We start from the raw sequence: 18,943 nt of genomic DNA on the forward strand, positions 1-18,943 counted from the left end.
AGGTATCCGGTCTGCCCAAAAGACGCCGCGCCGCGGTGGCTACGCGGCGCGGCGCCGGATTACATCACTGTCACCGGGATCTGGCGCGGCTGGGCTTCGCGCACACGCGGCACCCGCAGCGTCAGCACGCCTTGCTTGAGGTTGGCGCTGATCGCGTCCCTGTCGAACTCCGGCCCCAGCCGGAACGAGCGGCGAAAGAGCGGTTCGCGCAGTTCACTGTGGATCAGGCGCAGTTCCTGCGGCACGGGCACGGCGGCTTCGCCTTCAAGCACCAGCACGTCGGATTCCACCTTGATGTTCAGGCGTTCCTTGGTGACGCCGGGCAGGTCGGCAATGACGGTGACACCGGCCGCATCCTCGAAAATGTCCACGGCGGGCAGCGTGGCGGGCCGGCGCTCCGGCTTGCGGCCTTCCTGTTCGACGACGAGTTCGTTTCGCGTATTCATGATCGTTTCTCCTGGATAAAGCGGCGGATGGGCATCACTGCACCGGGATGAGGCGCGGCTTGGAGGATTCCTTTTTCTTGATGGACACTAGCAGGCAGCCATCGACGTAGCGCGCTTCGACGTTGTCGGCATCGACATCGGCCGGCAGTTCGATGGCGCGCGAGAAGGAGCCCTCGGCCCGTTCGCGCGCGTAGTAGCGCGCATTTTCGGGAAAGTCGCGCGACTGGCGCGTGCCGCTGATCGTCAGCAGTCCTTTTTCGATGGACACTTTCAGGGTGTCCGGGTCGATGCCGGGGATGAAGGCCACCACCACCGCGGCGTCATCGGACACGCCGATGTTGACCGGCGGAAAGTGCCCCCTGGGCAGGGCGCGCAGGTTGGCGGGCAGGTTAGCGCCGCGCAGGATACGGTCCATCTGTTCCTGGACCGCGTCGAAGAAGGACTCGACACCGGTATCGGTGAATGGGTAGTTCGCCATGATTACCTCCCAAGATGGTTGGACAGGATCGGGGCCGCTTCATGCTGCGCAATCGCCAGCCGCTCGATCGCTTCAAAAGGGATATAAGTGCTGTCCGCGTGGATTCAAGACCCCGCGTTTTTGATTTGTGAAATCGTCTGGCGCGAATGCATAGACGGCGTTGAAGTGCGGTCCGCGGGGACTCGGCGGTGGCGGCCCGTTCGCGCGCCGCGACGCAAAAAAAGGCACCGCGCCTGTGGCGCGATGCCTTCACGCTGCCCCGGTCCGAGCCGGATCAGAAGTCCATGGCTTCGGCCGGCGCCGCCTGCGGCTTGGCCTCTTCGGCGGCCTGGGCCACGGTGGCGTCCGTGGTCAGGATCAGGCCGGCGATCGACGCCGCGTTCTGCAGCGCGGTGCGGGTGACCTTGGTCGGGTCGACCACGCCGATCTCCACCAGGTCGCCGTACTCGCCGGTAGCGGCGTTGTAGCCGTAGTTGCCCTTGGCGTCCGCCACCTTGGCCACCACCACCGACGGCTCTTCTCCGGCATTGGCCACGATGGCGCGCAGCGGCGCCTCCAGCGCGCGCCGCACGATGCGGATACCGGCGTCCTGGTCGGCATTGGCGCCCTTGAGGTCCTGGATGGACGCGCGGGCGCGCAGCAGCGCCACGCCGCCGCCGGGCACGATGCCTTCCTCGACCGCCGCGCGGGTCGCATGCAGGGCATCGTCGACGCGGTCCTTCTTTTCCTTCATCTCGACTTCGGTGGCGGCGCCCACCCTGATGACGGCCACGCCGCCCGCCAGCTTGGCCACGCGTTCCTGCAGCTTCTCGCGGTCGTAGTCGCTGGTGGCGTCCTCGATCTGCTTGCGCAGCGTCTTGACGCGGGCGTCGATGGCTTCCTGCTTGCCGGCGCCGTCGATGATGATGGTGTCTTCCTTGCGCACCTCGATGCGCTTGGCGCTGCCCAGGTCCTGCAGCGTGGCCTTGTCGAGCTGCTTGCCGGTCTCTTCGGAGATGACGGTGGCGCCCGTGAGGATGGCGATGTCCTCCAGCATGGCCTTGCGGCGGTCGCCGAAGCCCGGCGCCTTGACCGCGGTGACCTTGAGCACGCCGCGCATGGCGTTGACCACCAGCGTGGCGAGCGCCTCGCCTTCGACATCCTCGGCCACGATCAGCAGCGGCTTGCCGGCCTTGGCGGCGCTTTCCAGCACCGGCAGCAACTCACGCACGTTGGAGATCTTCTTGTCGTACAGCAGCACCAGCGGGTCGTCGAGCTGCGCCACCTGCTTCTCGGGATCGGTGATGAAGTAGGGGCTCAGGTAGCCGCGGTCGAACTGCATGCCCTCGACGATATCGAGCTCGTTGTCCAGCGACTTGCCGTCCTCGACGGTGATCACGCCTTCGCGCCCGACCTTGTCCATCGCGTCGGCGATGATCTTGCCGATGGCTTCATCCGCGTTGGCCGACAGCGCCGCCACCTGCGCCGTTTCCTTGCTGGTGGAGATCGGCTTGGACAGCTTGCGCAGCGCCTCGACCACGCCCGATACGGCCTGGTCGATGCCGCGCTTCAGGTCCATCGGATTCATGCCGGAGGCGACGTACTTCATGCCTTCCTGCACGATGGCCTGCGCCAGCACGGTGGCGGTGGTGGTGCCGTCGCCGGCCACGTCGGCTGTCTTCGAGGCCACCTGCTTGACGATCTGCGCGCCCATGTTCTCGAACTTGTCCTTCAGTTCGATTTCCTTGGCGACCGAGACGCCGTCCTTGGTGATGACGGGCGCGCCGAAGCTGCGTTCGAGTAGCACGTTGCGGCCCTTGGGGCCGAGCGTCACCTTGACGGCGTCGGCCAGGATATTGACGCCCTTGACCACGCGGGTGCGGGCGTTATCGTGGAATTTGACGTCTTTGGCACTCATGTCTTGCTCCTCAGTTCGCGATGGCCGGGCCTCAGGCGGCCTTCTTCAGTTGCTTGTCCCGCGGCGCGAGCACGGCGAAGACGTCGTCTTCGCGCATGACCAGCAGTTCTTCGCCGTCGATCTTCACGGTCTGGCCGGTGTACTTGCCGAAAAGGACATGGTCGCCCACCTTGAGTTCGGGCTCGCGCAGGGAGCCGTCGGCGTTGCGCTTGCCTTGCCCGACGGCCAGGACTTCGCCTTGCTCGGGCTTTTCGGCGGCCGAATCGGGAATGACGATCCCGGACGCCGTCTGGCGCTGTTGTTCGATTCGCTTGACGACAATCCGGTCATAGAGGGGACGGATCTTCATGACTCTATCTCCTGAAGTCTTGATCATCAAAAAGTGAACGCCGGCACGTCGCCACAGCATTGCGCCGTCACGCGCCGGGCATCCGCGATCGGGATGCGCAAAAAATCTATGGGCGCGCCAAAGGCGCTTCAAGAGTCAAAAATGCATCAAAATGAAACTTAAAGAATCAAAAATCCATTCCCACGCCCGAGCCGGTAGAGCACCTTGCGGCGCAGTTCGCGGCCGTCCGGTTGCAGCGGAACCGGGCAGGGCAGGGCGCGTCCGCCGTCGGCATCCAGCGTGCTGTCGTCGACATCGAGCTGGCGCCAGAGGCCGCCCTTGCGGGGCCTGAACAGCCAGCGCACGTAGCCCTTGCGCGCCGCCAGTGCGATCAGGTCCCTTTGGTCCGGGGCTTCCACCACGACCGGGTCGTCCTCAGGCGGCAGGTCGGAAAAATCGGCGAAGGCGCGGTGGCCGGCCACGGCTTCCGCGACCGGCGCGTTCAGGCGCCACCAGGGCGGGCGCGCCACGCGCTCGACGTCCCAGGCGCCGAGCGCCCATCCGGCGTCGATGAACGCGCGGTCGAGCACGGCAAACTCGTGCCAGCGCAGGTTGAGCTGCACCGCCGAACCGGCGACTGAGCGCAGCCGGCGGCCGGGCTCGCCATCACGATGAAAGCCGTGCCAGTGCAGGGTGAGGATGAGGGGAGTGTCGGCCTTGCGGATGGCGCTGGCCGTCACGGCGTACAGCGGGCGTTGCAGCGCGCGTGTGTGCGCAGCGATCGTCTCGATGATATCCATGCGTGTGACTCCAACGTCGGGCCTGCGGGGCAGGCCGCGGTAACGATTTCGCTGCAGCAAATTTATCGCTTCGGGCGCCCATGCTCAAGATCGCGGCGGGCATGGTCGGCGGACATGTCCGCGGCCGCCAGCTCGATCGCGGCCAAAGGAGTTTTCATAACCTACTAAAAGTAGGCTACGATTGGTATATAGAAATTCTGATACGGAAGGCCCCGCATGCACGCCCTTATTGTTGTCGCACATCCCGATCCGGCATCCCTGACCCACGCCGTCGCCGCCCGGCTCGCGCAGGGCATTGCCGCCTCCGGTACGGAACACACTTTCGAGATCGCGGATCTGGCCGCGCAGGGGTTCGATCCGAGATTCACCCAGGCCGACGTGGCCCTGCACCTGAAGCAGACGGCGCCGTCGCCGGACGTCCTCGCCGAGCATGCGCGGCTCGACCGCGCGGATGCGTTGGCGCTGGTCTATCCGGTTTACTGGTGGTCATTTCCCGGCTTGTTGAAGGGCTGGATCGACCGCGTGTTCACCAACGGCTGGGCCTATGACGCCAGCGCGGACGGCAAGCTGGTCAAGAAATTGCAGCGCCTGTCGGTGCACCTGGTTGCCATCGGCGGCGCCGATATGCGAACCTACGACAAGCATGGCTATTTCGGCGCCATGAAAACGCAGATCGACCACGGCATCTTTGGCTACTGCGGCGCGCGCGTCGCGACATCGGAATTGCTGCTTCCCTCGGATACCGGCTCTCCGGCGTCCCATCTCGACGCGGCGCACACTATCGGCCAGCGGATCTTTGCCGTGCCGTCCTGATCGATACCCGAGAATACAGATGTCCGCCGCTCCCGCCCCGCCGCCACGCCGCCGCCTGTCGAAAGACGAGCGCTCGCGCCAGTTGTTGGAAGTCTCCTGGAAACTGGTCAGCGAGGAAGGCTCCGACGCCTTGACCCTCGGGCGCCTGGCCGAAGAGGCCGGGATTTCCAAGCCGGTGGTCTACGACCACTTCGGCACGCGCAATGGCCTGCTGGCCGCCTTGTACCAGGACTTCGATGCGCGTCAGACGGCGATCATCGACGACGCCATCGCCGCCAGCAAGCCGACCCTGAAGGACAAGGCCGGCGTCATCGCCGCGAGATACGTCGCGTGCGTATCGGCGCAAGGGCGCGAGATTGCCGGGGTGCTCGCGGCGCTGGACGGCTCGCCGGAGCTGGCCGCCTTGAAAAGGCAGTACCAATATGCCTTCATCGAAAAATGCCGGCGCCTCTTCGCGCCCTTCGCCGGGCCGCAAGGCATCGCCACGGCCAGCCTGTGGGCCATGCTGGGCGCGGCTGACGCGCTCTCGAATGCGGCCGTCGCCGGTGAAATCCCCGAGGCGCAGGCGCGCGACGAACTCTTCCGGATCATCCTGGATATGGTCAAGCGAAACAAGTGACGTCCGGCGCGGCCGGCGCACCGTGCCCGGCCGATGCCCCGTCCGCACACGACCGGCCTGCCCGGGAAAGGAGTTTGCATGGATGTCGCACTCGGCGCAAGAATGGGCGGGCCGGAGGTCGGCCTGCGGTTCCTGCCCGCCGTCGTCGCGTACCGGCCCAGACTGAAGGCGGCGTTGGCGCCGGTGGTGGTGCCTGGCGCCACCACGCTGGATATCGAACTCTACGTGGGAGGCAGCATCAGCGACTATGCCGAGTCGGGGTTCAGCGCCGTGGCGAAGTACTCGGGCAAGAAAGCGGTCTTTGCGGTTGTCATCCAGGTTCCGCGTCACGAGGCGATGGCGGTGAACGAGGCGGACGCGAATGCAGTGGTGGCGGGCTGGGTGGTCCGCGGGCTGGAATCGATGAAACGTTCCGCCAGCGCCGGCGCGCTGGATCTGGCCGGGGTGCTGGCGGCGCTGAAGAGCACGTAAGCACCGGCCCGGCCGCCTCGCTTCAATCGCCGGCTCGGTGGCGCGCGCTCGCGTGTTGCGTCCGTCGGCCGCAACCGGAGGGCACAGAGATGGCTCGGGTATAGTTGGCCCATCCCAATTTCCGGCTGCGCCCACCCCATGCCATCGTCCATCTTTCGCCCTCATATTCCTTCCCTGGGGGCCCTGGCGATGGCCCTCCTGTCGCTGCCGGGTGCGCAGGCCGATGCCGCCCAGCGCACCGTCTACAAAGGTACGCTGCAAGGCGCCGGCGAAGTGGTGCTGGAACTGGATGACGCGGCTGGCGCCAACGGGGTCGTGAGCGGTCGCTACTTCTATCCGGGGAGCGGCGTCGACATTCCCCTGCGCGGCACGGGCGAAGTCCTGTACGAGCCTAAGCCGAATCCGGCACGGCCGCCCGCCTCCGACACGGCCACGATCGATGCCGCCGACCGCGCCGCCAGTTGGCAAGGCGCACGCGATGCCAAGGGCTATCGCGGTCAGTGGACCGACACGCGGACCGGCAAGCAACGCCGCTTCGACCTGCAACGGGTGGCCGCCTACGACACCGATCAACTCGAACGCGACCGCGCCCAGGCGCGCGCCGCGCAGTCCGGTCCGGGCGACATCGACCTCAAGGCCGGCATCGACGCCACCCGCGCGCCCTATGAAACGCTGAAGCTGGCCGGCCACGCCAAGCCGGTGGGCAAGGATGTCGGCGCGGGCGCGGTGGCCTATCGCATGTGGGTGGATCCGCGCACCCGGTTCGCCTATCCGCGTCTCAGCCGTCATCCCGATCCGCAGGTCATGCGGCGCGTCAACGCCCTGCTGGAACAGCGCCACTGGCGCAAGAGCCTGGGCGCGCTGGAATGCATGGCGTCGGCCTATACCAGCACGAATCCCGGCGCGGGCACCCTGGGCGGCTTCGACGAGGAAAACATCAACGTCACCTGGCTGTCGCGCGCGTTGCTGACCGTGACCGAAGCAGGCAGCCTGGATTGCGGCGGGGCCCACCCGTTCAATCATTTCGAACCGTATACCTTCGACCTGTTGCGTGGCGAATACCTGGACTGGAACCGCGTATTCGACGCCTACGCGCAGGGCAAACGAACTTTCGGCCGTGAACCCAGCGCCGCGCTGTCGAGGTTGGTGGATCAGGTGATCAAGGCCGGTCCAGCAGAGCGCCTCGCCGAGCAGCGTCCCAACCTGGAAGATTGCGCCGACCTCTGGCCGCAATACCTGGCACTGGGCGCCGCTTCGCCGGGCGCGTTGAGCCTGTCGGTGTCCGGCGTGGGACATGCCTCGGGCGCCTGCCTCGGCACCCACGGCAGCGTGCCGTTCCAGGCGCTGCAGCGGTACCTCAAGCCGGGCGGGCAGGCGTATCTGGTGACCGACTGAGCGGGTGGGGCCCCGCCGCCGCGGTGGCGCGGCTTGCACGCACATGCTGTTCAGCGTCTGACTGCGATGCCCCGTGTCACCCGGTGATGGAGTCGTCCATCGATTGGCGACCTTTGGAACTCAAACTGATAAATGGCCTGTTGCCGTTGACGGTCCAATGTTCGGCACACAGGATGAGTCGTTGCTGTTCTGGATGTGGCTACCAGGCCTCAGGATATGAGCACGCCCGGCTATAAGCTGCACTCGGTGAAAGGGCAACCCTCGACCAGCACTGACTGAGTCAGCTATTTGCAAAGCGGCACCGATGTGCCGGTACGGCAACGGGGTGAGGCGCCAGAGGAGGCGTTGTTGACGCAGCGCGATGAGACTGGACAGGGCACCCAGTAAACAGAATCCGCCAACGAGAATAGCTTGGAGTATGTAATGTGCCACGACCGATTCCGTAGTAGTTCCACCTGGACTGCGTGGATCATGTGTTGGATATTGGCGCTGCCGCTGGCTGTGCACGCCGCCGCGTTTTCCCCTACGCCGCACCAGCAGAAGATGCTCGATGCGTTGCAAAAATCAAGCATATTCGCGCGGGCGTGGCGCGAACCGTGGCTCATACTGTCAATGGAAGACACCTTGCGCCGCTGGGTTTTGGTCCAGCGATGCCCGTCGCGGCTGGACAATTCACGCCTGTTCCTGCCGGCCTATCGTCGTTACATAGAGACGGTTGGCGGCGCATTCCATCGCCATTTGCAGGAATCGTCCTCCTTGGCGTTGATCATGCCGACGCAGCAGGGGATGCTTTGGGCAATCGACCAGTTAAGTGATGCACAGTACGAGCATTCAATGCGTCTGCTTACCGATGCGGACGGGGCAACGGTCAGAACCTTGACCGACCTGGGCCGGGCTTTGGCCACGGTCACGGAGAATTTGATCGACGCATCTACGGGCGCTCACAATATAGCGTTGCTGGCGCAGTTCAAGCAGACCCTGATCCAAACCGGACAACTTGAACCCATTCTGACCGCATTAAGCAACGTTGATCCACACCTGTCGGAGGCATTCGCGTCAGTGGAGTTTCTTTGGCCCGTGCCTGCCGAGAAATGGGGCCAATGGGAGACGCTCGCATTCAGGCTGGATATCGAAGGCGAGCGTATACAAATGGCGTATTGGGAAAGTTGGCCTGAACCTGTGCGCAAGCAAATTGAAGCGTATCGCGAGGATCCCCTCTTCGCCAATCTGTACCGCGCGCAGGAGGCCAGTAAGGCATGGTCGATGCGGATGAATAGATTTAGCAATCCCGCTATGGACATGACTACCTTGACAGATGCCGAACGTCTGGGACAGAAAATACACGCCTATTTCGGCGAGTCCAAGGCTCAGGAAGCGGACTTCGCGCTGCTCCAAGCTCATGACTGGCTACGGCAACAAGCGCAAGCATATATAGAAACGCATAAGTCGCAAATCTGCGGCAGGCAGTACGAGTTACCAAGAGCATCGCAGTAGCGAGAGGCCCGGCGAGCTCGGATCGCCACTGTCGCGGCCGAAGCCCGATTGTTCGAAGCCCCTTTTTTTCTTCGCCGCGCGTTCGGGCCTGCCCCTACGACGCCTCAATCCTCCTGCAGCAACGCCAACACGTTCTGCGCCAGCTGGTTGGCCTGCGTCAGCGCCACCTTGCTGGCCTGCTGCAGGATTTGTTGCCGGGTCAGGTTGGAGGTTTCGATGGCGTAGTCCGCGTCCTCGATGCGGCTGCGGGCGTGGCTGAGAATGCTGGCGGTGTGGTTCAGGTTGGTGATGACCGAACCCAGGCGGTTCTGCATCGCGCCCAGTTCGCCGCGCAGGCCGTCCACCTGGTCCAGCGCGTTGCTCACCCGCTTCATGGGCATGACCTTCATGTTGACCGTGGGCGGCGCGTCCTTCGGCTTGAATTCGACCTGCCCGGCGGCCGAAATGCTGATGTCGTAGAAATTGCCGTCGCTGCCGCTGATGACATAGTCGCCATTGGCGTTGCCGCTGGCGTCGGTGAGGTAATGAACCTTGCTGTTCTGGTCGAACAGGGGGCGGCCGTCGTCGGCGATGGGCACGGGCGCGAGGCGCTGGAGGAAATCGAACAGCTTGATCGGCGTGCCCTTGCTGACGGCATCGGCCGCGGCGGGGGGCGTGGGAGAGGCGGGTGGCGCAGGGGCCGTGGCGGGAGGCGGCGTCACCGGCACCGGGACTTGCTGGCCGATGAGGTAGGCGGTGCTGCCGGCTATCTGCGCCTGTTCAGCCGTGCCGACCGACGCCACGTTGAAGGGCGTCAAGCCGGTGATGTCGATATCGAGAGCGCCGCCAACTGGGACGGGCAGCGTGACCCGGTAGGAGTCTCCCAAGGGGTTCGCCAGTGCACCGATCATTCGGACCACGTAGTTGGTGGTTCCGTTGAAGTCATATTGGATGAGGAATGCCTGGAACATGGTGAAGGTTCTGCCTCCGTCCCTGATGGCCAGCGTTGCCGGGATGGTGGCGGGCGGGGGCGTCGCCGGACCGGGAACGACCGGAGCGGGGCCGGTTGGCGCGTGGGTGTCCAGCATGGTTTGGTCGGTGGCGCCACCCAGTCGCGGGTCATGCACCACGTCGATCCGATCCAGATTCAGGGTCTTGGTATTGACGAGCTTTGTATTGAGGTCGATGGTCTCGCCGTCGTGCGCGCCGACCTGGATCGAGATGGCGGCGTCCTGCGCCAGCACGTCCAGGTTGTTGAAGCGGGTTTGGTGAGAGATGCGCTCGATTTCGCCCAGTTGCCGGTCGATCTCGGCCTGGATGGATTCCAGGTCGCTGAGCGAGTTGGTGGAATTCTGCGCCTGCACCGACAGTTCGCGGATGCGTTGCAGGCTGCGGTCCATTTCGCCCAGCGCGCCTTCGATGGTCTGCGCCAGCGAGATGCCGTCGTTGGCGTTGCGCGCCGCCTGGTGCTGGCCGCGGATCTGCGCGGTGAAGTGCTTGGCGATGGCTTCGCCGGCGGCGTCGTCCGCTGCGTGATTGATGCGCTGGCCGGAAGACAGTCGCTCGATGGCCACGCCTTGCGCGGCCTCCGATTTGCCCAGGTTGGTGCGAGCCCGCAGCGACAGGGACTGGCTTCTGATCGAGGGCATGTTTTCTCCAATGCAATATTGCGGCAGGGCCCTGCCGCGATCGCAATCGGCGTGATGTGCTGCTTGCTGCGGACGGGATGGCAAGGGTCGATTCGAACCGGCGTGGATGGCGTTGAGCGGGGCGGCTCGATGCGGTGACCAGTGTGGGGTCGACACTGGCAAGCAGCCCCTGCGCAACGCCCCGGTCCGCGCGGGGACTACACGGGTTCGGTTATCGGATCCGGAATGGATCATCCTGAAAATGCTAAGCCGATGATCCGTCCCGCGTCTTGCCGCGAGGACAAATCCCGGATCGATCCGAGGTCGCCTCAGGATGGGTCGGACTGTGCTTCGCTGGCCAGCCAGCGCTTGACGTTATCCACGACCGGCCCGGCATCGGCGCGGGCGTACAGGCTGAACCGGCCACCTGTTTCCCGGAATCCGAGCGGCGCGGACAGCCGGCCCGCGCGCATGTCGGCCTGTACGAGTTCCCGGGGGGCAATGCCGATGCCCAGGCCCGCTGCCGCGGCTTCGAGCATGTGGCCCAATTGATCGAACCGGCGTCCGGGCTGCCGCGGGTCCAGCGTCGCACCGCAAGCGTGCGCCCAGTGATCCCAGGCGGCGGGGCGCGAGGCCGTGTGCAGCAGCGGCGCGCCCAGCACATCGGCGGGTTCGCGGATGCGGTGGGCCAGTTCGGGCGTGCAGACAGGCCCGATGGCTTCCTGGAACAGTGGCAGCGCCTCGATGGTGGGTGACTGGTGCGTGTCGGCGACGATCAGCACGTCGACGACGCCACGCTCCAGCAGGGCAATGTCGGTGGCAGTCTGCAACCGCACCTGGATGGCGGGGTGATCGCGCTCGAAATGTTCCAGCCTGGGGATGATCCAGTTCGACAGCAGGCTGGCGGGCGCGCCCACCACCACATGGGGCGATGCCGCGCGGCCCTGCAGTTCGGCCAGCCGCTGTTCGAGCATGTCGAATGCCGGTTGGCACGCGCGTTGCAGATCCTGTCCGGCGGCGGTGAGGCGCACGCCTTCCGAATGGCGCTCGAACAGCTTGCAGCCCAGCCAGGTCTCAAGCTGCCGGATCTGCTGGCTGACCGCGCTGTGCGACACGCCCAATTCCTGCGCGGCCAGCGATAGGTTCAGGTGCCGGGCGGCGCTGTCGAAAAAGCGCAGCGAGTTCATCGGGGGCAGGTTACGCATGCTATGGATATTAGAAAATCTGATAGCCGTGCGCAAGAAATCTATGATTTATTCCGCGAATTTCCCTGGATACCATGGTGCCCATGTTCCCCAAGGGCTGAAGCCATGTCTTTTACCTCACATCCAGAATTTCCCGACGCGGCGGGCCAGTTCGGCGGCTACGGCGGCCGCTACATGCCCGAGACGCTGGCCCCGGCGCTGGACGCGCTGGAGCGCACCTTTCGCGCCGCGCGGGAAGACGCCGGCTTCTGGGCCGAATACCGCGCCATGCTGGCCGACTATGTGGGTCGTCCCAGCCCGCTGCTGTACGCGGGGGCGATCAGCGACGAGCTGGGCGGCGCCCGCCTGTTCCTCAAGCGCGAGGACCTGAACCATACCGGCGCCCACAAGATCAACAATTGCCTGGGCCAGGCGCTGCTGGCCCGGCGCATGGGCAGGCGCCGCATCGTCGCCGAGACCGGCGCGGGGCAGCACGGGGTGGCCACGGCCACGGTGTGCGCCTTGTACGGCCTGGAATGCGTGGTCTACATGGGCGCCGTCGACGTGGCGCGGCAATCCTCCAACGTGGCGCGCATGAAGATGCTGGGCGCCGAGGTGCGTCCGGTGCGGGACGGCAGCGCCACCTTGAAGGACGCGATGAACGCCGCCATCCGTGACTGGATCGCGCATCCCGACGACACCTATTACCTGCTGGGGACCGGCGCCGGTCCGCATCCCTATCCCTGGCTGGTGCGTGAACTGCAGAAGGTGATCGGCGAGGAAACCCGGACGCAGATCATCGAGAAAACGGGGCGGTTGCCGGACGCGATGGTGGCCTGCGTGGGCGGGGGGTCCAACGCCATCGGTTTTTTCCATCCCTTCCTGAACGACGCCGGTGTGCGGCTGTTCGGTGTCGAGGCCGGCGGCCGCGGCACCGACACCGCCGAGCATGCGGCCAGCATCGGCGAGGGCGCGCCTGGCGTCCTGCATGGCTGCCGCAGCTATTTCCTGCAGGATGCGGATGGCCAGATCCGCAACGCGCACTCGATCTCGGCGGGCCTGGACTACCCGGGCGTCGGGCCTGAGCACGCGCTGTTGCACGACACCGGGCGCGTGGTCTACGAGTCCGTCACCGATGCCGAGGCGGTCGACGCATTCGTCTGGCTGACGCGGCGGCAGGGCATTATCCCCGCGCTGGAAAGCGCGCATGCGCTGGCCTATGCCCGCAAGCTCGCGCCGCGCATGGCACGCGATCAGGCGCTGGTGGTGTGTCTGAGCGGACGCGGCGACAAGGACATGGATTCGGTGCTGCAATTCACGGGGGAAGCGCGATGAACCGGCTTGAACGAACCCTGGCCGACCTGCGCGCCGCTGACCGGGCGGGTCTGGCGGCCTATTTCACGGCCGGCGATCCCAGCTACGACGATTGCCTGGCCCTGCTGCGGGGATTGCCGGCGGCGGGCGCGGACGTGATCGAACTGGGCATGCCATTCAGCGACCCGATCGCCGACGGCCCGGTGCTGCAACGCGCTAACGCGCGCGCGCTGAAGGCGGGGCAGACGCTGCGGCGTACGCTCGATCTGGTCGCCGCCTTCCGCGAGGAAGACGAGCGGACACCGGTCGTGCTGATGGGCTATCTGAACCCATTGATGCGCTACGAAGCGGCCAGCTTCATGGCCGACGCGGCCTGGGCCGGCGTCGATGGACTGATCGTGGTGGATCTGTCGCCCGAGCACGCCGCCGGCATCGAACGGCTGGCGCGGCGGCACGGCATCGCCATCATCAGGATGACCGCGCCGACCACGCCGGACGAACGCCTGGAGCAGGTGCTGGCCGGCGCCAGCGGCTTCGTGTACCACGTCATGCTGGCGGGGACGACGGGCGCCGCGCTGCCCGCCGATGCCGCGATCGCGCAAGCGCTGGCGCGCGTCAGGGCCTGCACGCCATTGCCCATCGCGGCCGGCTTCGGCGTGCGCACCGCGGAGCAGGCGCGGGCGGTGGGCCGCCATGCGGATCTGGTGGCCGTGGGCACGCGTCTGGTCGAGACCCTGGCGGCGGGCGGAACTGGCGCGGCGCTGGCCGAAGTGCGGTTGCTGGCCAGCGGGGTGCGGCAGGCGCGTTGACGCCTCTCGGATGCCGGTCTTGTTGGCGGGGTGTGACGCCGGCCGCGCTTGCGGCTGGCCGAGGTGGACAAGCGCGTTCACTGAATGAGCCGCGCCACGCGCCGCGGCCCTATGCTGGTCCGTATTGCAGGAGGCGGACATCAAAGGGCGCATATTCTGCCTGGCCGTGGTGGCGGGCGCGGGGGCGGTGCAGGGGTTGGCGGACTTGCCGGGCGCGGGGTTCTACATGGCGGCGGGCCTGGCTTGCGCGCTGGTGCCGTTGGCCACGCGTCGTTGGCCGGGGCGCATCGCCGGGGTCGCGGCGCCGCTGATCCTCGGCCTGCTGCTCGGCGCGGTCGATGCCGCATGGCAGGCACAGCGGCGGCTGGATGACGCGCTGGCCGATGCCCATCAGGACGCGGTGGCGCGGCTGGTGCTGCGCATCGCCGAACTGCCCGACGACGATGCGAGCGGGGTGCGCTTCACCGCTGAGCAAGTCGGGCCGGCGCAACCGGGTATTCCCAGGCGCATCCTGGTGTCGTGGCTGGCGCCGCAAGGCGCGGTGGCAGGCGGGCGGCGGGGCCGACAGCAAGGCGCGCCGACGCCGTCCGGGCCGCCACAGGTGATTCCCGGGCAGATATGGCGCATGGCGCTGGTGCTGCGCCGGCCGCACGCGCCGCTCAACCCGGACGCCCCGGATGGCGAAGCGCGCCTGTTCGCGCGCGGCCTGCGGGCCACCGGCACGGTGCGCGGGCAGCCCCGCCTGCTGGACGACCGGCCGTGGGCCTCGGCCGGCATTGCCATCGAACGGGCACGCCACCGGGTGCGCGAGGGTATGCGGCGCGCGCTGGATGGCCACCGTTACGCGCCGGTGCTGGTCGCCCTGGCGATCGGCGACCAGGCGGGCGTGGCGCGCGAAGATTGGGTCGTTTTCAATCGCGCCGGCATCACCCATCTGGTGTCGATCAGCGGCATGCACGTGACGTCAATCGCCGGCCTGGCGGCGTGGCTGCTGGCGGCATTGTGGCGGCGCGTGCGCTGGCGCGGCACGGGCCTGGCCGAGTTCGTTCCGGCCCGCATCGCGGGCGGCGCCGCAGCGGCCGTGGTAGGGTTGGCGTATTGCCTGCTGGCGGGATGGGGCGTGCCGTCGCGGCGCACCTTCTTCATGTTGCTGCTGGTGCTGGCGGCCCTGGGGTCGCGCTTGCGGGTATCGGCGGGGCGGGTGCTGGCGTTCGCTGCGGCGGCGGTGGTGCTGCTGGATCCCTGGGCGCCGCTGGCGGCGGGGTTCTGGCTGTCGTTCGGTGCCGTGGCCATCCTGCTGCGCGTGGCGCAGGCGCCGCGCGACGCACACGCCGGCTGGCGCCAGCGCTGGGCTGCGAGGTTGGCGCAGGCCGCGCGCCTGCAACTGACCGTGACGCTGGGGCTGACGCCGCTGCTGGCGTTCCTGGTGCATCAGGTGTCGCTGGGTTCGCCGCTGGCCAACGCCGTGGCGATTCCCGCGGTGACCTTCCTGGTCACGCCGCTCGCGCTGCTGTGCGCGTTGTCGTCGGTGATGCCGGGGATGCTGCCGGCAGCCGCGTTCGTGGGGCAGTCGGGGGCGACGGTGTTCGATGCGGTCATGGCGCTGGTGGCGCGCGTGGCCAACGCGGACTGGGCCAGTTTCACGGTGGCGGCGGCGCCGTGGCCATGGCTGCTGTGGGCGCTGGCGGGCATGGCGTGGGCCTTGCAGGCGCGGGGCTGGCCGCTGCGGCGGCTGGGCTGGCTGTGCATGTTGCCCCTCCTGTGCTGGCGGCCCGGGCGGCCCGAACCGGGCTATTGGCGCATGAGCGCGATGGATATCGGGCAGGGCAGCGCGATTCTGGTGGAAACTGCCAGCCAAGCGCTATTGTTTGACGCCGGGCCGCGTCATTTTGGTGGTGGCGACGCCGGTGAACGGGTGATCGGGCCGCAGTTGCAGGCGCGTGGCGTCAGGCGGCTCGATGTGCTGGTGCTGTCGCACGCCGACCTCGATCACGTGGGCGGCACCCGTTCGGTGCTGGCGGCGGTGCCGGTGGCTCGCAGCTACGCCTCGTTCGACCTGGCGGCATGGCTGCGACGCGATGCGCGCTTGTGGCCGACCGGCGTGCGCGATGTGCCGCCGGCTCGGATGCTGCGCTGCGAACGCGGTGATGGCTGGCGCGTCGACGGCGTCACCTTCACGTTCCTGCATCCGGCGGCTGCCGTCGCCGATCCCGGCGGCGACCGCAATGCCCGCAGTTGCGTATTGCGGGTCGAAGGAGCCGGCCATTCGCTGCTGCTGACCGGTGACATCGGCGTGGCGCAGGAGCGCGAGCTGGCCGCGCTGGGCCTGCCCCCGACCGACATCGTGCTGGCGCCGCATCATGGATCGGGCGGGTCCTCCGGGCGCGAGCTGGTGATGGCCTCACGGGCCGGCCATGCGATCGCGCAATGCGGCTACCTGAACCGGTTCGGCCATCCGGCGCCGGCGGTGCAGCGGCGCTGGCTGCGCGCCGGCGCTCGGTTCTGGCGCAGCGATCGCGACGGCGCGGTGCTGGCCGAGTCGCGCGCGGACGGGCTGCGGGTGTGGGCGCAACGTGAACGCCAGCGGCGCTATTGGCACGGGCGCTGAAGCCCTCAGGCCGTTGTTTCGCTCACGCCGCACCATTGCGCGATGAAGAGCGCGATGGTCTTGGTGATCAAGCGCAGCGATTCCAGGTGCACGCGTTCGTCGAATCCATGGATATCGAGCGACTTCGGGCCGTACACCAGCGTTGGCATGTCGCCGTAGATCACGAACACGCGGGCATCCAGATAGCCGGGCGTGGTGAAGCTCTGCAGGTCGCTCTTGAAAGCCTGTTGGTGGCAGGCGCGCAAGGTGTTCTCGGCGGCGCTGCCTTCTTCCAGCACGTAGCCTTCGGCGTAGAAGCCGGTGTAGGTGACTTGCGGCGGCGTGCCGCCCAGGCGCGGATCCGCGACCGCGTCGCGCAGGCAGGCGTCGATCTGGGCGCGGGCCTCGTCTGCGGTGGTGCCGGGATAGATCGCTGCGCGCACATCGAACTCGCACCAGGGCGGCACCGTCGACGGCCAGTCGCCGCCCTCGATCTTGCCGATATTGAAGTTGATCGGATGATCCAGGTGCTCGAAATGGCGGTGACAGTGATGTTCGGCGTTCCACTTGGCCTCGATGCCGCGCAGCGCTTCGATGGCGGCGTAGGCGGCATCGATGGCATTGAAGCCGTTGGCCATTTCGCGGGTGTGGGTGGGGTGGCCCTGCACGCGGACCTTGAACCACAGCACGCCCACGTTGGCGCGCACCAGCATGTTCTCTTCGGGTTCCGGAATGATCACGGCATCGGCGCGGTAGCCGCGCAGCAGCGCCGCCAGGGCGCCGTTGCCGGTGCATTCCTCTTCGACCACCGACTGGAAATAGATGGGGGCGCCGGGCGCGTAGCCGGCCGCGCGCACGGCATCGTAGGCATACAGGTTGGCGACCAGCCCGGCCTTCATGTCGGCCGCGCCGCGGCCGTACATCCAGCCGTCGATGATGGCCGGGTCCCAGGGCGAGCGGCTCCACATGTCGACCGGTCCGGTCGGCACCACGTCGATGTGTCCGTTCAGGATGAGCGAGCGGCCGGTCTGCCGCTCGGGCCGATAGGTGCCCACGACGTTGAAGGCGTTTTCGTACGACACGGTCACCGGACCGAAGCCGGGATGCGATTCGATGTCGCGGACGTCGATTTTCCAGCGGTCCATGGCGAAGCCGCGCCCGCGCATCGCCTCGAACAGAAAGTCCTGCGCGGTGTGTTCCTGTTCGCGCAGCGATGGAAACCGCACCAGTTCCTGGGTGAAGGCGAGCTGCGCATCGAATTGCGCGTCGACCGCCTGCAGGATGCGGTGGGTCTGCTCCTCGGAAAGCGCCGGCGGGGTGGAGGTGTCTTGCGTCATCATGTTTCCTTGAGTGGTCGAATGCGGAATCAAGCGGCCGGCGCGTGCGCGGCGCGTGACGTGTCCAGTGCCAGGCGGCGCTTGTGGCCCGCCAGCGCCCAGATGGAGACCAGCGTGATGGCCGAGAGCGTCGAATAGAAGATCGCCAGCGGCAGCCATTGGCCGGGATAGTGATAGGTGAGCCAGGTGCCGACCAGCGGCGTCATGCCGCCGGCGACCGCGCCGCACAGTTGATACGACAGCGAAATGCCGGAATAGCGCACGTGCACCGGGAACGCCGCGCTGATGTAGCCGGCCATGGCCGAGTAGATCGCGGCCATGAAGACCAGCACGATGGCGATGCCGGCAACGATGCTGTAGGCCGTGCCTTGCGTGACCAGCATGAACATGGGGTAGGGCGCCAGCACCGAGCAGACCGCCGCGGTGATGAGCACGCGGGTCGGACCCAGGATGTCGGCCAGCCAGGCCGCCAGCGGTTGCACGAAGAACTGGATGATGGCGACCACGAACAGGCAGTCCAGGATCAGCTTGCGGTCCAGGCCCATCGTCTGGGTGGTGTACGACAGCATGAAGGTGTTGGTGAAGTAGATGCCGCCGATCGCCACCGTGCACACGCCCATGCACAGCAGCACGGTGCGCCAGGCCGTGCGCAGCACTTCCTTGGCCGGAATCTCGGCGCGTTCCTGGCGTTCCAGCACTTGGGCGAAGTCGGGAGATTCGTTGACGCCGATGCGGATGAAGTAGCCGACCAGCAGCAGGAGCGCGCTGATCAGGAATGGCACGCGCCAGCCCCAGTTGACGAAGTCGGCCTCGTCCAGCGCGGTCAGCAGGCGGAAGGCCAGCAGTGACAGGATCAGGCCGGCCGGGCTGCCCAGTTGCGCGAACGAGGCCGCGAAGGTGCGGCGGCGTTGCGAGGCGTGTTCGCCCGCCATCAGCACCGCGCCGCCCCATTCGCCGCCAACCGCCAGGCCTTGCGCCAGGCGCAGCAACAGCAACAGGGCGGGCGCCCACAAGCCGGCGCTGGCGTAGCTGGGCAGCAGGCCGATGCCGACCGTGGCCAGCCCCATGATGACCAGGGTGGCCATCAGCGCCTTCTTGCGGCCGACCCGGTCGCCCAGGTGGCCGAAAACGACGCCGCCGAGCGGACGCGCCAGGAAGCCGGCCGCGAAGGTGCCGAAAGACGCCATGGTGCTGACGAACGGGTCGGCGGTGGGGAAGAACACCTTGCCGAACACCAGCGCGGCGGCGGTGGCGTAGATGTAGAAGTCATACCACTCGATGGTGGTGCCGACGAAGGCGGCGGTCGCGGCGCGCACGGGCTGGCGCGCCGCCGACGCAGGGGCGGAAGCGGTCATGTTTTCCTC

Annotated in this window: 17 protein-coding genes; 8 read left to right on the forward strand and 9 right to left on the reverse strand. The window is 67.0% G+C overall.

The window, feature by feature from the left end; translation table 11 throughout:
- Positions 1 to 59: 59 nt before the first annotated feature.
- The 5 genes from AC6LKG_RS01240 to AC6LKG_RS01260 form a co-directional block, all read right to left on the reverse strand.
- Positions 60 to 446, reverse strand: coding sequence for an Hsp20/alpha crystallin family protein (locus AC6LKG_RS01240; RefSeq protein ID WP_498162090.1), 387 nt, complete (start codon positions 444 to 446; stop codon positions 60 to 62).
- Between the two features lie 34 nt (positions 447 to 480).
- The gene (locus tag AC6LKG_RS01245; RefSeq protein ID WP_498162091.1) at positions 481 to 924 is read right to left on the reverse strand and encodes an Hsp20/alpha crystallin family protein; all 444 of its coding nucleotides are present in this window, start codon (positions 922 to 924) and stop codon (positions 481 to 483) included.
- Positions 925 to 1,198: 274 nt separating this feature from the next.
- Positions 1,199 to 2,821 (reverse strand): chaperonin GroEL, encoded by a 1,623-nt coding sequence (groL, locus tag AC6LKG_RS01250; RefSeq protein WP_498162093.1) that lies wholly within the window; start codon positions 2,819 to 2,821, stop codon positions 1,199 to 1,201.
- Positions 2,822 to 2,852: 31 nt separating this feature from the next.
- Positions 2,853 to 3,170 carry a co-chaperone GroES gene (locus AC6LKG_RS01255; RefSeq protein ID WP_498162094.1) on the reverse strand — a complete coding sequence of 106 codons (318 nt, stop codon included), beginning with the start codon at positions 3,168 to 3,170 and terminating at the stop codon, positions 2,853 to 2,855.
- A gap of 158 nt (positions 3,171 to 3,328) precedes the next feature.
- A complete protein-coding gene (locus AC6LKG_RS01260) occupies positions 3,329 to 3,949 on the reverse strand; it encodes a diguanylate cyclase (protein ID WP_498162095.1) in 621 nt (206 codons plus the stop codon).
- Between the two features lie 216 nt (positions 3,950 to 4,165).
- Between AC6LKG_RS01260 and AC6LKG_RS01265 the strand changes: the two genes are divergently transcribed.
- From AC6LKG_RS01265 to AC6LKG_RS01285, 5 genes are all read left to right on the forward strand, one after another.
- Complete coding sequence (locus tag AC6LKG_RS01265; RefSeq protein WP_498162097.1) at positions 4,166 to 4,762, forward strand: NAD(P)H-dependent oxidoreductase; 597 nt, start codon at positions 4,166 to 4,168, stop codon at positions 4,760 to 4,762.
- Positions 4,763 to 4,781: 19 nt separating this feature from the next.
- A complete protein-coding gene (locus tag AC6LKG_RS01270; protein WP_498162098.1) occupies positions 4,782 to 5,381 on the forward strand; it encodes a TetR/AcrR family transcriptional regulator in 600 nt (199 codons plus the stop codon).
- A gap of 78 nt (positions 5,382 to 5,459) precedes the next feature.
- Positions 5,460 to 5,852 carry a hypothetical protein gene (locus AC6LKG_RS01275; protein ID WP_498162100.1) on the forward strand — a complete coding sequence of 131 codons (393 nt, stop codon included), beginning with the start codon at positions 5,460 to 5,462 and terminating at the stop codon, positions 5,850 to 5,852.
- 138 nt (positions 5,853 to 5,990) lie between these two features.
- Positions 5,991 to 7,247: a hypothetical protein gene (locus tag AC6LKG_RS01280; protein WP_498162101.1), complete on the forward strand. Its 1,257-nt coding sequence runs from the start codon at positions 5,991 to 5,993 to the stop codon at positions 7,245 to 7,247.
- Between the two features lie 423 nt (positions 7,248 to 7,670).
- Positions 7,671 to 8,741, forward strand: coding sequence for a hypothetical protein (locus AC6LKG_RS01285; RefSeq protein WP_498162103.1), 1,071 nt, complete (start codon positions 7,671 to 7,673; stop codon positions 8,739 to 8,741).
- Positions 8,742 to 8,845: 104 nt separating this feature from the next.
- Here AC6LKG_RS01285 and AC6LKG_RS01290 read toward each other — a convergent pair whose 3' ends face one another.
- Positions 8,846 to 10,369 (reverse strand): flagellin N-terminal helical domain-containing protein, encoded by a 1,524-nt coding sequence (locus tag AC6LKG_RS01290; RefSeq protein ID WP_498162105.1) that lies wholly within the window; start codon positions 10,367 to 10,369, stop codon positions 8,846 to 8,848.
- A 308-nt stretch (positions 10,370 to 10,677) separates the two neighbouring features.
- On the reverse strand, positions 10,678 to 11,553 hold the full coding sequence (locus tag AC6LKG_RS01295) for a LysR substrate-binding domain-containing protein (RefSeq protein WP_498162106.1): 876 nt from the start codon (positions 11,551 to 11,553) through the stop codon (positions 10,678 to 10,680).
- Positions 11,554 to 11,658: 105 nt separating this feature from the next.
- Between AC6LKG_RS01295 and trpB the strand changes: the two genes are divergently transcribed.
- From trpB to AC6LKG_RS01310, 3 genes are all read left to right on the forward strand, one after another.
- Positions 11,659 to 12,867 (forward strand): tryptophan synthase subunit beta, encoded by a 1,209-nt coding sequence (trpB, locus tag AC6LKG_RS01300; RefSeq protein ID WP_498162108.1) that lies wholly within the window; start codon positions 11,659 to 11,661, stop codon positions 12,865 to 12,867.
- Entirely contained in the window at positions 12,864 to 13,655 is a 792-nt protein-coding gene (gene trpA, locus AC6LKG_RS01305) for a tryptophan synthase subunit alpha (RefSeq protein WP_498162109.1), read from the forward strand. The genes trpB and trpA overlap by 4 nt, the downstream gene beginning before the upstream one ends.
- Positions 13,656 to 13,851: 196 nt before the next feature.
- The gene (locus AC6LKG_RS01310) at positions 13,852 to 16,263 is read left to right on the forward strand and encodes a DNA internalization-related competence protein ComEC/Rec2 (RefSeq protein WP_498162141.1); all 2,412 of its coding nucleotides are present in this window, start codon (positions 13,852 to 13,854) and stop codon (positions 16,261 to 16,263) included.
- A 5-nt stretch (positions 16,264 to 16,268) separates the two neighbouring features.
- On the opposite strand, the gene AC6LKG_RS01315 is transcribed toward AC6LKG_RS01310, so the two are convergent.
- Positions 16,269 to 17,579: an ArgE/DapE family deacylase gene (locus tag AC6LKG_RS01315; RefSeq protein WP_498162142.1), complete on the reverse strand. Its 1,311-nt coding sequence runs from the start codon at positions 17,577 to 17,579 to the stop codon at positions 16,269 to 16,271.
- 29 nt (positions 17,580 to 17,608) lie between these two features.
- On the reverse strand, positions 17,609 to 18,934 hold the full coding sequence (locus AC6LKG_RS01320; protein ID WP_498162111.1) for an MFS transporter: 1,326 nt from the start codon (positions 18,932 to 18,934) through the stop codon (positions 17,609 to 17,611).
- Positions 18,935 to 18,943 lie beyond the last annotated feature (9 nt).

The sequence above is a fragment of the Achromobacter sp. 46006 genome, from assembly GCF_059761975.1.

Excerpts from the sequence above, each read along its gene's own strand:
- AC6LKG_RS01240 (WP_498162090.1), bottom strand. The coding sequence starts at position 446 with ATGAATACGCGAAACGAACTCGTCGTCGAACAGGAAGGCCGCAAGCCG.
- AC6LKG_RS01245 (WP_498162091.1), bottom strand. The coding sequence starts at position 924 with ATGGCGAACTACCCATTCACCGATACCGGTGTCGAGTCCTTCTTCGAC.
- groL (WP_498162093.1), bottom strand. The coding sequence starts at position 2,821 with ATGAGTGCCAAAGACGTCAAATTCCACGATAACGCCCGCACCCGCGTG.
- AC6LKG_RS01255 (WP_498162094.1), bottom strand. The coding sequence starts at position 3,170 with ATGAAGATCCGTCCCCTCTATGACCGGATTGTCGTCAAGCGAATCGAA.
- AC6LKG_RS01260 (WP_498162095.1), bottom strand. The coding sequence starts at position 3,949 with ATGGATATCATCGAGACGATCGCTGCGCACACACGCGCGCTGCAACGC.
- AC6LKG_RS01265 (WP_498162097.1), top strand. The coding sequence starts at position 4,166 with ATGCACGCCCTTATTGTTGTCGCACATCCCGATCCGGCATCCCTGACC.
- AC6LKG_RS01270 (WP_498162098.1), top strand. The coding sequence starts at position 4,782 with ATGTCCGCCGCTCCCGCCCCGCCGCCACGCCGCCGCCTGTCGAAAGAC.
- AC6LKG_RS01275 (WP_498162100.1), top strand. The coding sequence starts at position 5,460 with ATGGATGTCGCACTCGGCGCAAGAATGGGCGGGCCGGAGGTCGGCCTG.
- AC6LKG_RS01280 (WP_498162101.1), top strand. The coding sequence starts at position 5,991 with ATGCCATCGTCCATCTTTCGCCCTCATATTCCTTCCCTGGGGGCCCTG.
- AC6LKG_RS01285 (WP_498162103.1), top strand. The coding sequence starts at position 7,671 with ATGTGCCACGACCGATTCCGTAGTAGTTCCACCTGGACTGCGTGGATC.
- AC6LKG_RS01290 (WP_498162105.1), bottom strand. The coding sequence starts at position 10,369 with ATGCCCTCGATCAGAAGCCAGTCCCTGTCGCTGCGGGCTCGCACCAAC.
- AC6LKG_RS01295 (WP_498162106.1), bottom strand. The coding sequence starts at position 11,553 with ATGCGTAACCTGCCCCCGATGAACTCGCTGCGCTTTTTCGACAGCGCC.
- trpB (WP_498162108.1), top strand. The coding sequence starts at position 11,659 with ATGTCTTTTACCTCACATCCAGAATTTCCCGACGCGGCGGGCCAGTTC.
- trpA (WP_498162109.1), top strand. The coding sequence starts at position 12,864 with ATGAACCGGCTTGAACGAACCCTGGCCGACCTGCGCGCCGCTGACCGG.
- AC6LKG_RS01315 (WP_498162142.1), bottom strand. The coding sequence starts at position 17,579 with ATGACGCAAGACACCTCCACCCCGCCGGCGCTTTCCGAGGAGCAGACC.
- AC6LKG_RS01320 (WP_498162111.1), bottom strand. The coding sequence starts at position 18,934 with ATGACCGCTTCCGCCCCTGCGTCGGCGGCGCGCCAGCCCGTGCGCGCC.